The organism is Dokdonia sp. MED134, assembly GCF_000152925.2.
Taxonomy (GTDB): domain Bacteria; phylum Bacteroidota; class Bacteroidia; order Flavobacteriales; family Flavobacteriaceae; genus Dokdonia.
Genome location: NZ_CP009301.1, coordinates 1,052,929 through 1,068,307 on the forward strand (window position 1 = coordinate 1,052,929; position 15,379 = coordinate 1,068,307).

The window sequence follows — 15,379 nt, forward strand, 5'->3', positions numbered from 1 at the left end:
AATCAGTTTTAGAATAAATTACTCTACACTCTGTAAACCATCTACATCAAGTAGCCTGATATTACGACCCTCTATGGCTATGAGTCCGTCTTTTTTAAATCCAGACAGCGTTCTTATTAAACTCTCTGTAGCAATACCTGCGACACTTGCGAGATCATTTCTCGCTATTTTTATACCTTCTTGAGGTGTTTTATTGAGAATCTCTGCAAACTGTAAAATGGTTTGAGCCGTTTTTTTGCGCACAGAGCTATATGCCATTTGTAAAAGCTGGTCTTTAATATCTGCAAGATTATCTGTGAGGAGCTCCATAAGCTCTAGTGAGACATTTTTACTTTTTTCTAGAATGGCTTTGAGTTCTTTTTTACTCACTCCTACTACTGTCACTTCCTCCATTGCCGTGGCAGACTCTTGATATGCAAGGTTATCTAAAAATGAAGTAAAGCCTAAAAAATCGTCTGCCTTAAAGAGAGCTGTAATGAGTTCTTTACCACTCTCATCCATTTTATGAGTCTTAACTATGCCCTTAAGTATGAGGTACACCATATTAGAATGTCCTCCTTCCTTATAAATTTCTTTTCCTTTTTTAAATGTAAACTCTTCACCCTCATCATCAAAAAAGTTTTTGAGCTCATTAAGACTTCTTAGTGACTCATCATCTCCTATTTGAGATTGTTCTTGGTTTTTTGCATTAAGTATAGTGGCTTTTGCTATACGACTCTCTATAGCGCTTATCAATTCTTCCTCCTCAAAAGGTTTGGTGAGATAATCATCTGCACCCATATCCATTCCTTTTCTTATCTCTTTGTGCTCAGTTTTGGCAGAGAGAAATATGAATGGAATGTGACTTGTAGTAGTATCACTAGAGAGTGCCTCTAACACGCCATAACCATCTACCTCTGGCATCATAATATCACAGACAATCACATCTGGTGGTGATGATTTTGCATACTCAATACCCACGCGCCCATTGGGCGCAGCGGTTACATCATAGTTTGATAACTCAAGCAGCTCTGCTGTGTTTTCGCGTAAAGCGGCATCATCTTCTATAATAAGTACTCTTTTCATAAAATCAGTTTTGAGTGGTAGGTATCATAATGGTAAAGGTAGAACCTTGATTTAAAATACTTTTAAAGACAAGGCTACCTCCTAGGTTTTCTATATGGCTTTTTACAATATTGAGTCCTATACCTGTACCCGCGTTAAGTAACGCATTTTCTGCTCTAAAATAACGGTTGAATATAAACTTTTGTTCGTGCTCTGGTATTCCTATTCCTTGATCTCTTATTGTTATAAAAAGCTGCTTTTCATCCTGTTGTATATCTATATAGACGTTTGTGTTTTCGCCAGAATATTTTACAGCATTATGAACCAGATTTGTAAGAGCAAGTTCTAGTATTTTTTCATCAAACTCAATAACAACATCATCTGCCTTTTTTGGGTAATGTATTTGCTGTCCATCTTTAAGGTGCATATTTGCATCATAAATCACCTCACTTAGCACTTTACTTAAATAAACTTCTGTAAACTTATAGTTAGTTTTACCAGTATCTAATCGCTCTACAGACAAGAAATCATCAATTATAGTATTAAGATATTTAACCTTACTCTTTATAATATTGAGATGTTTTTCTCTCTTATCTTGCTGGTCTTCTCTTGTATATTTTCCGGCTAGTGTGGCAGAGGTAAGTATACCGCTTATAGGGGTTTTAAACTCGTGAGATACTAGTGATAAAAACTTAGTTTTAAGTTCATTGAGCTCTTTCTCTTTTTGAAGTGCTTCTTTTGCATTATTCTCTGCTTCTACTCGCAGTTGCACCTCTTCTTTAAGCTTACTTACAGCATCTCTAAGAGATTCTGTTCTTAATGCAATTTTTTCTTCTAGAGTGCTATTTAGGTTTAAGATTTGCTCCTCTTGTGATTTACGTACTGTAATATCTGTAACGAGCGCCATCACATATTGCTTATCGTGCAGTACAAATGGATTGAGCCCAGCCTCTACAGGGATTTGTGACCCATCTTTACGCAAGCCGTACAAGTCTCTCCCAGTACCCATCTCCCGCTTGTCACTATGGTCCATAAATTTTTTAAAATGACCACCGTGTGATCCGTGATAACGCATAGGTATAAGAGTCTCTAGCTTGCTACCTTCTAGCTCATTTGACTCATACCCAAAAATAGTTCTAGCAGACTCATTTGTAGCGACTATAATCTGGGAGGAATCTACTACTACAATACCCTCTGAAGCGCCTTCAAATAGAATAAAAAATGCCTCTTCTATACTCTCTTCTAAAAATTTCATAAACTAAAAATACAACTATTAAAACAATCAGCTGTTTCCTATTTTATTACTTAAAAAAAGTCTTGTAAATGATATATATCATAGATGGCGGTCAGGCTCAAGACTATTTTTGATTCTTAAAACTAATATTATGGAAACAACTAATAATAAAGATGTTACTTTCTATCATAACCTAGGCAAACTTTTTTATGCCATCGCTGCTGCAGATAAGGTCGTGCGGGATGAAGAGTTTTCTAGATTACAATATTGTGTTTTAAATTATTGGCTAGAAATAGATGATTTACAAGATGCCTTTGGAACTGATGCGGCATATCTCATCGAGATTGTATTTGAAGGAGTCGAAGCTTTTAATGAAGACCCTCAAAAAATGTTCAGTGACTTTCTAGATTATAAAGATGAGCATCCTCATTTTTTTACTATTGAGATTAAGAACATTATTTTACAAACGGGATGGGAACTTGCTCGTTCATTTTCAGGCGTAAATAAGTCAGAATTAATAATGCTAGGTAAGTTAGAAATAGCCCTTAGTGAGGCTGCTTAAAGTTAAACAAACTTTTTTCTAATTCTTAAGAAATGGGTGAACACGCTTTCGCGAAAGCGTTATCAAAATAAATATTGTTATGGATACAAAAACACAACTCCTATATGAGTTATGGCTGGAAGCTCGCTCGAGACTAGAAGAAAAAATAAAATATATTACCCCAGAAGACCTTACAAAGGCTTTAACTCCCTCAAAAAATTCTATTGGGTTTTTATTGCGCCATATAGCAGAGGTAGAACTGCTGTTTGCAAAAAACGTTTTTGGTGCAAGTAGCATAAAAATTATTGCAAAAACAGTTATTGCAAAACGTGACACGGGTGAGTGGACAAACCTTGAGAGTATCACAAAATTACTAGCACAAGCTAGGTATGACCTTGGTGCTATTATAGAATCGCAAACCGAAGAAGACTGGGAGACTGAGATAGAAACTACCGAGTTTGGTATCAAAACCAAGGCAGAAGCACTGGGTCGCATTGTATCCCATACAGCTTATCACGCGGGGCAAATAGGTATCATTAAGAAATATGGAATCTAATTACACAAAGAATTAATTACAACTATAGACCTTAGGACACTTTTACATAAATGGTAATATGGCTCCCATTAAGCATAGAGCTATTAATTATATTAAAATCTAAAAAGGCTCTCGATTGAGAGCCTTTTATTAGAATAGATAGTTTACAATTACATTTTAAACGTAAACACTGGCATTTTAGAGTGATTAACTAATGCCTCTGCAACGCTACCTCTAAAAAAGTGAGACAAGCCCTTACGACCGTGAGTAGGTATAGCCAGCGCATCTGCATTAACTTTTTCTGCATATTCATAAAGACCACTTTCTATAGAGTATCCATTTATAATCACAAGGTCTTCTTGATGTAACGGTTTTCCAAATTCTGCAATACGCATAAACGATGTCATATCTTCTTCTATCTCTTTAGAGCTTCTAAAACGATCTGCAGGTAGATTTATATACACCAGGTGTACCCTTGCTCCCAGCTTTTCAAATAATGGGATAGCTTCTCTGTATGCTGTCACATTTTCTGTTTTAAAATCACAAGCAAACACTATATTTTGTGGTATGTACTCCCCTTCTCTATCTTTTATTACCAGCACAGGTATCTCTGAGCTTCTTACTACTTTTTCTGTGTTTGAACCTACAAACTCTTCTCGCAATCCCTTTGCTCCGTGTGAACCCATTACAATGAGGTCTACATCTTGTTCTTGAGCGAGTGTATTAACTTCTTGAAATATCTTATAATTTTGAACAACTTCTGTGACCTTTACGCCCTCCAAATAAGGTTTATCAAGAAAGGTTTCAAACTGCTTTTCGGCTAGTTTCATATGGTACACTCCTTGAGCAATACTATCACCTTCGCCGTGAGTGAGTACAGCATCAGATAAGCCCATCATATGAAGAACTAAAATCTCTGCGTTGTACGCTTTCGCGAAAGCGGAAGCCGTCTCAAGTGCATTTTCTGACTGAGTTGAAAAATCAACTGGAACTAAAATCTTTTTCATTATGAGCTTATGTTTTGGTTAGTAAATTGTGCTTTTCGTTTTTTGAGCTGCACATCCAGATCTGAAATGGTTTCCTTTACAGCCACCTCAAAATTTTTCTCTTGTGATTGAGCAAATATGCGGGGCCCAGGCACGCTTAATTCTATCTCACATATAGCGTTATGATGCGTTTGTGCGGTTTCTTTTTTGATAATAACGTTTGCCTTTATGAGCCAGTCATACCTCTTAAAAAGTTTGACTAGTTTATCTTCTATATATGTTGTGAGTGCTTCACTTCTATCTATCTTAACATATGCTATCTGTACATCCATATTTACTTAATTTTAAAAGGTTATGAGTTAAAAGTACGGCTCATTTATAAGGTATAATATGATATATATCAGCTACAATGATCTTCGTATAGCTACTGTAATGGCGACTGTATTAAACGATAAAAAATCATTTCCAGAAGTAACATCTATGCGGTGAGAAGAACTACTGTACCTCAACTCTGGAAGTATGGACCAATACCCGAGACTCTTAATACTCATACCTAAACCTAATTGCGTACCTATGGCATTTTTTGATTCAAAATTTGCAGTTTCAATAACGCTACTAGAAGCAATATTTGAGTAGGAAAATCCTGTTCTTACATAAAACAAATGCTTCTGCTTCTCTATAATTTTAAAGTTGAAAAGTGTACCTAAGACAATCCCCTTTTGAGTATACTCTATATCTTCTTCATTGCGAGACTCATCGGTATCAAAACGACTCCATAATACACCTGCATATACATCTGTACGATTACTTACATTATAGACACCAGTGAGTTCTATACCATTACCTATACGTAAGTTTTGATCTAGTACAGTACGTGTAGAAAAATGAAGTGTAGGACGTAACTCTACATTATACTGTTGCCCATAAGTTTTTAATGCAATAAGATTACATAACATTAAAAACCCAATTTTTATAGCGAGACGATGACGTGATATTTTCATACTCAAATCTAAACGGTGTTGCGCTATAAGCAAATGATATTTATCATAGTTAAGATCTCCTAGTGACCCCGTAGTTTCAACCATAATCTACTATCTTGCATACTCAATACCATATATTATGAAAATAGGACTTGCATTATCTGGAGGTGGTATAAAAGGAGTTGCTCACGTGGGTCTCCTCAAAGCTTTTGATGAGTATAACATTAAACCCGCGTTTGTAACGGGTACAAGTGCTGGTGCCATTGTAGGTGGCCTTTATGCTGCAGGTTATGACTGGGAGATTATCTTAGACTTTTTTAGAAAAACTTCTATTTTTAAACTAAGCCGCTATGCTCGTAGTAAACCCGGAATACTTGACTCCTTAAAGTTTGCAAATGATCTTGCCACATATTTTCCAGAAGATAGTTTTGAAACCTTGCAATTGCCACTCTCTATAACAGCAACCACAGTCATATCTGGGGAGCAACATATTTTTAATAGTGGTAGCCTCATTAAACCTATTATCGCATCGGCATCTTTTCCTGGAGTGTTTACTCCTATAGATATAGATGGGACTTTATACTTTGACGGCGGTGTGATAGATGATTTTCCTGTAGAGCCGCTAGTTCAAAATTGTGATTACATTATAGGGAGTTATGTAAATCCTCTCAGTGCTATGAGCATCACTTCCCTAAAGCACTCATACCAAGTACTTAACAGAGCTTATGAGATAAATCTACATCATCGTGTAAAAAACAAGTTTGATATGTGCGATATTCTTGTTTGCCCAGATGAGCTCTCCAAATTTGGCACTTTTAGTATGCGCAATGTTGAGCGTATTTTTCAAATAGGATATGAGTCTGCTTGCAAGGAGCTTGAGAAGCATTTTACAGTGTCTTAATATATATGATGTTTTAATGTATTGTGTACCGCTTTCGCGAAAGCGTAAATAAACACCTATTCATCACTACAGTCGCATAAAATAAGCAAAGGCACTTCTGTTGAATTTACAATTTTAGAAAGATGAGAGTGTGAGAAGAAACGCTCTAAAAACGTTTGCCTCCTTGCCGAAAGTATTTGGAGCTGTATGCCTTCTTCTTTTATAAAAGCATTTAACTCCTTTATAGGGTCATCACTAGTAATTACGTGATAATGTAATGATACTTCGGGATATAATTGCTGTATCACTTCACTCTCTGCATCACAAGCCTCGGGCTGCATTTCTAACGCAAAGGTTAATCTATGTACACTTACTTTAGGGCTATAACGTGTAATCACCTCATCAAATAATTGTTTGCCACAGCTCTCAAACGTATCATCATAATCAAGCAGGTATTGTATATGCTCAAGTTCTTGATAATTATAATGCTCTGGAATGACCAGTACGGGACAATTTACCTTATTTATAATGCGTATTGTATGTGAACTAAAAATAGCTTCCAGAATTCCAGAGTTTCCATCTGTACCACATACTATGATGTCTATATTATGATTTTGAACTGCCTGAGTGACAGCATCTGTAAACACATCATAATCTACGTGACTCTCAAAGGTAAAAGTACTGTCTTTAAAGGTGCTTTTATAGGTTTGAAGTTGTGTTGTAAGTTCGCTTCGGTTGTCTTTAAGTAAGGCTACATCTACACTGCTTTTGGGATTTGCAGCCATAAGGTCGTCCATTGTAAAGTCCCACACTTTTTGAATACTAAGCAGGTGAAAGGTACAATCTTGACCTTTAAAAAATTGAAAAGCAAAGTGATGTGCATTATCTGACTTAAGTGTAAAGTCTGTGAGAAGGAGAATATTTTTCATAGTATCCGTTTTACAAGGCCAAATCTAATGGCAACTTTTTATTGAAACTATGATATTAATCAGCCCCGAGGAGATAATTTTTTTACTGGTCTAAGCTATATTGTAAGTAAATTTATAATGTGAGTGGGTATTACGCTTTCGCGAAAGCGTACAAAGGCCCCTTTATAACAATGCTCCCTAGTTAGTCAAATTATAGGCGTTAACCGCATCTGAGACTTCATAACCCAGTCGCAATCCTTCTGTACAGTCCATCTCTATATGCACACCTAGCGGTATTCTAGAGTAGCCATTTTCTTGTGCCATATCTGTAAAAGATGTAAACTGTCTAGGTGCTCCTCTAAACTCTGTCCTCCCCTCGTGAGATCTATCTGTAAAGTTTATATCGTTACCAAATGCACCTATAAAAACTCCTGCCGCTGCAGATGCAAATGCTGAGTGTCCTGAGGGATACCCTGGAAATGACGGGTTAGGCCAGTTTATAAATCTGTAAAGGTTAGTTTCATAAGTGGGGTCGATATATTCTTGTATATAAACACTAGGTCGCATTACCATATACTCATACTTATCTGCCCAAGTAGATACCGCGGCATCATTAAGGGAAAAACCTAATTTGAGTAATAGTACAAGAGATGCTGTAGGGCTAGTATCATACTGCCCTATGAGCTGGTTTGCTATAGACACTTGGTGTCCGGGAGGACTTGTCATAAGTCCCTCTACATCATCAGACCAAAACTCTGCAATCCATAAATCTTCATTATTATCTTCTCTAGCTGTATTATTAGTAGTGTATACATCCATCATTTGAGTATAAAACTCACTCCCAACTTCTGTACTATATGCTACCGGTGGTGCAACTGTAGTAGTCTCTTCTGAAGAGATTATAAAAGTTCTTGCTTGATCCCAATATGGAAACCAAGCTCTTTCCTCATCTGCACTATAGGTCCAGTACCCTTCTCCTACTGGAGGTTCATAACTAAAGGGCTGCGGGTCTGTTATTTGAGATTCGGCAGCTGTATCTGTTTGACTATATGCAATAATTTGTTGTGCCACGTAGGCTCCCCAGCTTTTTGAATTTGCAATGGTCTCTGCACTAAGACCTTCTACTAGCTGTTCTTCCTGTGCATCTCTATACTGAGTAATTTTAGCATCATAATCTGCTTGTACATTATACATAAAATGGTCAAAAACAAGACTGTAACACGTGTTGAGTGCCACATTGAGAGATACATTACTAGCTCTTTCTGAATTGTTTATGGTGAGACCATTTAAGTTACTAGCATTTGATACATAACCATCCATACTAAATACGGCCGTCTCGTAGCCTGCAAGATGTATATATGCGAGTGCTCTAGAGGTGGCGGTAGGTCTCATCCCGTATGCATATTGATCAATCTCTAGCCAAAGGTTAGTCCAATCTGAAACAAGTTGTGTTGTGGGATTACTTACTGTAATTTGATTAAAAGCAATGTCTGAGGGTTCTAGCACCTCAGGTAACGTCACCTCATCATCAGAACAAGATTGCAAGGTCAAAAACACAAGCACTACCGCACCAAAGATTCTTAATTTCATACTTTCTATATTACTTATTGCTGGACTAAAATTATCTAAATTTTAATAAAAAGATCCAATTATACTTCTAAAGTAAGGTAAATATAGTCCTTTACTCACTTTAATTTGACAATTGTGAAGCTACATTATTAAAGTTCATATATCCGTTATTATGTCAATACCACTAAAATCAACACGCTAATTATCAAATAGTTACAATTTTTTGATATTATACTACAAACAAAAAAAATCATACATCCAAACACTCGTCTAATCGACGAAATACACCAAAGCATCCGCCAAATACACAATTTTAACATTTATCTTAATGTATCGTTAAGATATTTAACTAGTTTTACGCGTCTAAAATTCCCAAGATTTTAAACAACCCAAATTAAAAACTAAACCTACTTAAATTATGAAACAAACCTACCTCAAGGTTTTAACCCTTTTTTCTTTACTCATAATTACAACTACTTATAGTAAAGCACAAGAAGTTCATTCACCTTCACAAAGTCATAATCATAGTGCTCTTGAGCATAATGGTAAGCGCATTAAAATTATAAACCCCTCCCAAACTCAATTACAAACTATAGCAACCACTGGTATTGATTTAAAATGTGGCGCTAGTTTTATGGGAACCGATCTTATTTTAGAACTTTCTAATAGTGAGGTTGCCGAAATAGAAAGTCAAGGCGTTCCATTTACAACCATTATAGAAGATACAAGAGCCTACTATCAAGAACTTAATGAAGTAGATCTCCCTAAGGCTAAGCAGGAGCTTGAACTTTTAAAGGCAAAAGGTGCGTCTCAAGATGTATCGCGTTCTGTAAGCACGGTAGAAACTTCTATCTCAAATATTATACAGTACGAAGGAGAATCTGAAGTAAACTGGCAAACGCCCCAAAATTTTGAGTTAGGCTCTATGAATGGATGTCTTACTTATAATGAGATGCTTGCCGAACTTGACAGAATGAGACAACTATACCCACACCTCATATCTGTACGTAAAGATGCGTCACTTGCCGAAGATGGCTCAGGAACACCTATAAAAACTCACGGTAACCAGTTTACTAATGGTGGGCAATACGATACTTGGGAACCCCAAACTATTTACTATGTCCGTATTTCTGATAATCCTAATACAGACGAACCTAATGAGCCAGAATCTTTTTATAGTGGTATGACTCACTCTCGTGAGGTAAGTAGTATGATGAATATCATATACTATATGTGGTATGTACTAGAAAACTATGAATCTGATGCAGATATTAAAAACCTCGTAGATAATCACGAGATGTATTTTGTACCAGTAGCAAATCCTGATGGTCTCTTATGGAATGAGCAAACTAACCCTAATGGTGGTGGTCTACAACGTAAGAATCTCAATCCTTCTGCAAATACAGGTAATAACTCTTCAAGAGGTGTAGACCTTAATAGAAACTATGAGTACTTCTGGGGGTCAAATACTACTTATACTGGTAATGGTGCGGGTTCTAGTGGCACGCCTTCTTCAAATGTATACCGAGGAGCAACGCCTTTTTCTGAACCAGAAACTCAAATAGTTAGAGCCTTTACAGCAAATCACGAGACCAAGACAGCATTAAATCATCACGCGACCTCAAACCTATTACCACACGCTTACAATGCATACCCAGGGTCTCCATCTTCTGGGCGTGAAGACGATTATGTAAAATTTTGCCACGACCTAACACACTTTAATAGGTACATATATGGTGAAGCGCCAAATATTCTTACAGTTGCAAATGGAGATATGAGCGACTGGATGCTGGGTGGAGCACCAGACCCACTTAACAGTAACTCTGTAGGATCTGGTAAGGGCATACTAGCACTAGCTCCAGAAAACGGTGATCCTACTGGTGCTGAGGCAGATTCACAATATGGAACAGGCTTCTGGCCATTACCTTCACAAATTGTGTCTATTGCAGCTAGAGCAACACGTATGAACTTAGTAAATGCTTTATATGCGGGTAAACTAGCTCAACTACACGATGAAACGCCTTCTAATATTACAAGCACTACGGGAGACCTTAAATTTGGAATCGAGTATTTAGGAATGACAGCCAGCCCTGTAACCTTAACAGTTACACCAGTATCAAGTAATATTACTTCAATAGGCACAGTACCTACTCTGAACATCAATAAACAAGAACAATCTGATGTTACCGTGACTTACACTTTAGACAATAGTATAGCAAGTGGAGACACCATTGAGTATGAGGTTACTTTGAGTAATGATACTCATATCATTTATCAAGCAACGATTCAAAAAACATATCAAACCACAACTCTCTTTGCAGAAGATTTAAATCCGACAAGCTTAAATAACTGGACAAGCTCTGGAACAACAGGAGAGTGGGTAACTACATCTACAAGTGGTTTTGAAAACTCAAGGGGAATAACCTTTGACGCGACGCCTCCTTATGCAAATAATAAGAATGTAAATCTAGCTCTTAATCAAAGTTTCGATATATCAGACCTTTCTAAAACTACTCTTATTCAGTTTTTTGCTAAATGGGATTTAGAGCGTAGTTTTGACTACGTACAATTGCAAGGTCGAGATGGTAATACAGGGCAATGGATGGCTCTAAGCGGCAAGTACACAAAACCAGGAACCACGCTTGGTTCAAATAGGTATAGTCCTGCAAGCGGCTCTGGAGGAACTACAAAATCAACTGCAGATAGAGAAAACCAACCAGGATTAGAACCGGTTTTTGAAGGATTTAAAGGTGAAAAGTGGGTTTTTGAAGAAATTGAAATAAGCCCAGCTGCAAATACATTTTTATCTGGAGCTCAAGATTTACAATTACGTTTTGTGTTTGATAGTGACTCTTCAAACAATGATGATGGTTATACAACATCATTTGCTGGATTTTCTTTTGACGAATTTAAAATACTTAGCATAGATAATGATAGATCTTGTATTGCAGGTACCTCACCTGTTAATCACGAAGACTTTGAAGTAGGTCTCGGTGCGTGGACTCAAAACGTAGGAGATGACGGTAACCTCTCAAGAGGTTCTGGAAACACTCCTTCTGATAATACAGGACCATCTGTCGCCTCGCAAGGCACTTACTATTACTTTGCTGAGGCTACTGATAATACGATAGGTGTAGGAGCTAATGCAGAGGTTATTATAACAAGCCCTTGTATAGATTGGAATGGCGGCCTTACTGGTACATTTGATTTTGACTATCATATGCGAGGTTCAAACACAGGATCTCTTATAGTCGAAGCAAAACCAAGTACTAGTAATAACTGGACAACTGTGTTCTCAAGAAATGGTGCACAAAGTGCAAATGGTACAGATTGGAAAAACGGGTCTGTTAACCTTAATGCATACACAAACCAAGTATTTCAATTACGATTTAGAATTATCACTGGAAATGGTGCCCTTAGTGATATTGCTATAGATAATTTGAGAATTGACCCTAATGACACTACTAGCCCCACTGCTGTTTGCCAGGATGTTACTATCGGTTTAGGGTATGATGGAATAGCGGTGCTTCAAGCAAATCAAATTGAGAATGGTTCTACAGATAATATTGGAATTGAGACTTATTCCTTAGACATAGATACTTTTGATTGTTCAAATATTGGCACTAACACAGTCACACTAACGGTTACTGATTTTAAAGGAAATACAGATACTTGTACAGCTACAGTAACAGTGGTTAATGACGAGGCTCCTATAGATATAATCGCAAGTAATATTTTTGAGACTACAGCAACAATAAGCTGGTTTCAAGCAGAAAGTGGTTCATATAGAGTACGCTTTCGCGAAAGCGGAACAACTACCTGGACAGCAAGTGATGTCACAACAAACTCTATAGACCTAACAGGCTTAACCGGTGTCACTACCTACGATGTGCAGGTAAGAACAAACTGTGCGGGTGGGAATTCTCCGTACAGTGATACAGTAAACTTTACTACAAGCTCTATTTGCCCTGGGACAGAAGTTACACCTACAGAGGCTACACCGTATACCGAAAGTTTTGAAACAGGATTTGGAGACTGGACACAAATAAATGAAAGTAATGCTGCAATAGATATAGACTGGACGCGCATATCTGGACTTACCCCATCAAACACTGGAGGAAACCCTGCAGATACTACAGGACCGGATCAAGCATCTGATGGTAGTGTATATATCTACACAGAAGCATCTGGTGGTGATAATAACAAGACCGCAACATTAGAATCTCCTTGTATAAACTTGCTTACTCCAGCGAGTGCGACTTTAACATTTGATTATCACAGATTTGGTGCAGATATAGGAAATTTAAAAATAGACATTAGTGCAGATGGAGGAGCAAATTGGAATACAGTATTAACTAGAACAGGAGCTCAAGAACAAACTGCAAATGCAGATCCGTTTACAACAGTAGATGTGAGCCTAAACGCTTACGTAGGAGAGATTATTAAAGTGCGTATCATAGGAGAAACAGGAGACTCATTTGCTAGTGATATTGCTGTAGATAATATTATAATTAGTGTGAGTAATGATTTTATTTATGATGCAGGTACTTGGTCTCCTTTTGACCCCAGTGGCTTATCTACTATAGATCATAACATTCAAGTCCTATCTGGAACCACAGTCCTAACGGCAAATACTTTTATAAATAATGTAACTGTAAGCCCAGGTGCAACACTTGATCTAGGCACTACTACCTTATCTACAACGGGTAATATCACAAATACCGGTGCGCTTACAGCTAGCGATGCAACTGTAGAACTAAATGGTACAGGCGCTCAAAGTATTTTTGGTAATGAGTTTGAACTAGGTTCACTTACGCTAAATAATCCAGCAGGCGCTATACTTTCTGCACCCTTAAAACTTACAACGTTACTAACACTTACAAATGGTCAACTTAACACAAGTAACCTACTTACGCTAGGCAGTGATGTAAATGGTACGGCTATGGTAGATGTTATTACTGGAGGAAGCATTGTAGGTAACGTGACAACAGAACGTTATATACCAGCAAGAAGAGCCTTTAGATTACTATCAAGCCCTGTTACTTCTTCATCAAGTATTAATACAAACTGGCAAGAAGGTAGTAACAACACAGGTATTAACTACCCAGCAGATAATGTAGATCCTAATCCAGGTTATGGTACCCACATTACAGGCTCTACCACTGGAGAAAATGGTTTTGACGCTACAGGTTCTGGTAACCCTTCACTCTTTGCTCTTAATAATGGAGCACAAGTTTGGGAGGCTATTACAAATACGGATGTAACGACACTTACAGCGGGAACTCCATTACGACTTATGGTACGAGGTGATAGAAGTATAGACCTAACAACTAATGCTGCTACACCTTCTAACACGACACTTAGAAGCACTGGAACGCTGGCAACTGCAACTATCCAAACCACTGGAGCAGACCTAAACCATAATGCAGGAGCTTTTAACTTTATTGGTAATCCATATCAGGCATCTGTAAACGTAAACGATGTACTTGCTGGATCTAATAACATAAAGGCAAGTGAAGTATGGGTATGGGACGCAACCCTTGGTGCTAGAGGACAGTATGTAACCGTATTACTAGATGGAACTGGCTCTAGCAATGGTGCTACTTCAAAAAGCTACCATTACATACAGCCAGGACAGTCATTCTTTACAGCTACTGAAAATACTGTAGGCGATAACTCTACCTCTATTGTGTTTAATGAGACAGACAAAGCTGTTGGTAACGATGTAACTGTTTTCAACAATAATGCAACGACGTTTGCTAGCTCGTCACAGCTTATCGCAAAACTTTATAGAACTGACAGGTACGGTACCGATGCAGGTTTACAAGACAATTTTGTAATTCTTTATGATAACAATTACAGTAATGAGTTAACTAATGAAGATGTATCAAAGCTTTATAACATCGATGAAAATATGGGAATCTTAAAGGAAGGTACCCTACTTAGTGTAGATAAACTTGCTATGCCTACAGAAAATGATGAAGTACAACTCTATAATGCCTTATACAGAGTATCTAATTATACATTAGATATTACAGTAAACGGTTTTAATGAAGTTACACCTTATCTAGAGGATACCTACACAGGGGAGCTTACAATGCTAGATAATGGTCTTAACACGATAACTTTTTCTGTAGATGAAACTATAGATGCAAGTATAGACGCTACTCGATTTAAAATAGTTTATCAAGCTCAAGCGCTATCTACAGAAGGTAATGATGCCATAGATTTTGCAATGTACCCTAACCCAGTAACAGATGGAACATTGTCTCTTACAGCCACAAAACTTGCAGGATTAACTGTAGATGTTACCATTACAAATCTCTTAGGGCAGCAAGTCATTGCACAACCAGTTTCATTTACTGGCGCTACCGCTACCTTAACTAATTTACATAACCTAAAAGCGGGTGTTTATATCTTATCCATTACAAGTCAAGATGTAGCTATATCGCACAGAATTGTAATTCAATAAAAACACCAACTTAAACTTACAATAATGAAAAATTCAATATTCAAAAAATATATGTTAAGCACCTTGTTTATCGTTTGTATATCAACAAGTGCTTCTGCTCAGATAACATTTGCAAATGATGTAAATGATCAAGCACCTGTTGCACCTATAGACGGTTTTGTAACCGTAGGTATTGTAGCTGGAGCATTCCTAGGTTTACGGAAAAGATTTAAAGATTAATGTTATTTATT

12 protein-coding genes are annotated in these 15,379 nt (G+C 37.2%); 5 read left to right on the forward strand and 7 right to left on the reverse strand.

All coding sequences use genetic code 11. The features are described 5' to 3' along the window. Positions 1 to 18: 18 nt before the first annotated feature. Both MED134_RS04650 and MED134_RS04655 read right to left on the reverse strand, forming a co-directional pair. Positions 19 to 1,065, reverse strand: coding sequence for a response regulator (locus MED134_RS04650; RefSeq protein WP_021778521.1), 1,047 nt, complete (start codon positions 1,063 to 1,065; stop codon positions 19 to 21). Between the two features lie 4 nt (positions 1,066 to 1,069). Beyond that, positions 1,070 to 2,299 carry a PAS domain-containing sensor histidine kinase gene (locus tag MED134_RS04655; RefSeq protein WP_021778520.1) on the reverse strand — a complete coding sequence of 410 codons (1,230 nt, stop codon included), beginning with the start codon at positions 2,297 to 2,299 and terminating at the stop codon, positions 1,070 to 1,072. A 130-nt stretch (positions 2,300 to 2,429) separates the two neighbouring features. Here MED134_RS04655 and MED134_RS04660 point away from each other — a divergent pair, with 130 nt between their 5' ends. Continuing rightward, positions 2,430 to 2,840, forward strand: a complete 411-nt coding sequence (locus MED134_RS04660; protein ID WP_021778519.1) for a hypothetical protein — start codon at positions 2,430 to 2,432, stop codon at positions 2,838 to 2,840. Between the two features lie 79 nt (positions 2,841 to 2,919). Further along, positions 2,920 to 3,375, forward strand: a complete 456-nt coding sequence (locus MED134_RS04665) for a DinB family protein (protein WP_021778518.1) — start codon at positions 2,920 to 2,922, stop codon at positions 3,373 to 3,375. A 149-nt stretch (positions 3,376 to 3,524) separates the two neighbouring features. On the opposite strand, the gene MED134_RS04670 is transcribed toward MED134_RS04665, so the two are convergent. The 3 genes from MED134_RS04670 to MED134_RS04680 all read right to left on the reverse strand — a co-directional run bounded on the left by MED134_RS04670 (position 3,525) and on the right by MED134_RS04680 (position 5,425). Further along, the gene (locus tag MED134_RS04670; RefSeq protein ID WP_021778517.1) at positions 3,525 to 4,361 is read right to left on the reverse strand and encodes a universal stress protein; all 837 of its coding nucleotides are present in this window, start codon (positions 4,359 to 4,361) and stop codon (positions 3,525 to 3,527) included. Next, positions 4,361 to 4,672, reverse strand: coding sequence for a ribosome hibernation-promoting factor, HPF/YfiA family (hpf, locus tag MED134_RS04675; protein WP_021778516.1), 312 nt, complete (start codon positions 4,670 to 4,672; stop codon positions 4,361 to 4,363). Before hpf ends, MED134_RS04670 begins: the two co-directional genes overlap by 1 nt. A gap of 72 nt (positions 4,673 to 4,744) precedes the next feature. Then, positions 4,745 to 5,425, reverse strand: a complete 681-nt coding sequence (locus MED134_RS04680) for an outer membrane beta-barrel protein (RefSeq protein ID WP_021778515.1) — start codon at positions 5,423 to 5,425, stop codon at positions 4,745 to 4,747. A gap of 34 nt (positions 5,426 to 5,459) precedes the next feature. On the opposite strand from MED134_RS04680, the gene MED134_RS04685 reads away from it, so the two are divergent. Further along, positions 5,460 to 6,221, forward strand: coding sequence for a patatin-like phospholipase family protein (locus MED134_RS04685; RefSeq protein WP_021778514.1), 762 nt, complete (start codon positions 5,460 to 5,462; stop codon positions 6,219 to 6,221). A 56-nt stretch (positions 6,222 to 6,277) separates the two neighbouring features. On the opposite strand, the gene MED134_RS04690 is transcribed toward MED134_RS04685, so the two are convergent. Then, positions 6,278 to 7,129, reverse strand: coding sequence for a universal stress protein (locus tag MED134_RS04690; protein WP_021778513.1), 852 nt, complete (start codon positions 7,127 to 7,129; stop codon positions 6,278 to 6,280). 177 nt (positions 7,130 to 7,306) lie between these two features. Continuing rightward, a complete protein-coding gene (locus MED134_RS04695) occupies positions 7,307 to 8,698 on the reverse strand; it encodes a vanadium-dependent haloperoxidase (protein WP_021778512.1) in 1,392 nt (463 codons plus the stop codon). A 397-nt stretch (positions 8,699 to 9,095) separates the two neighbouring features. Here MED134_RS04695 and MED134_RS04700 point away from each other — a divergent pair, with 397 nt between their 5' ends. Together MED134_RS04700 and MED134_RS04705 are read left to right on the forward strand one after the other, a co-directional pair. Next, on the forward strand, positions 9,096 to 15,149 hold the full coding sequence (locus MED134_RS04700; RefSeq protein WP_021778511.1) for a M14 family zinc carboxypeptidase: 6,054 nt from the start codon (positions 9,096 to 9,098) through the stop codon (positions 15,147 to 15,149). A gap of 24 nt (positions 15,150 to 15,173) precedes the next feature. Beyond that, complete coding sequence (locus MED134_RS04705; protein ID WP_021778510.1) at positions 15,174 to 15,368, forward strand: hypothetical protein; 195 nt, start codon at positions 15,174 to 15,176, stop codon at positions 15,366 to 15,368. The last annotated feature ends 11 nt before the right edge of the window (positions 15,369 to 15,379 follow it).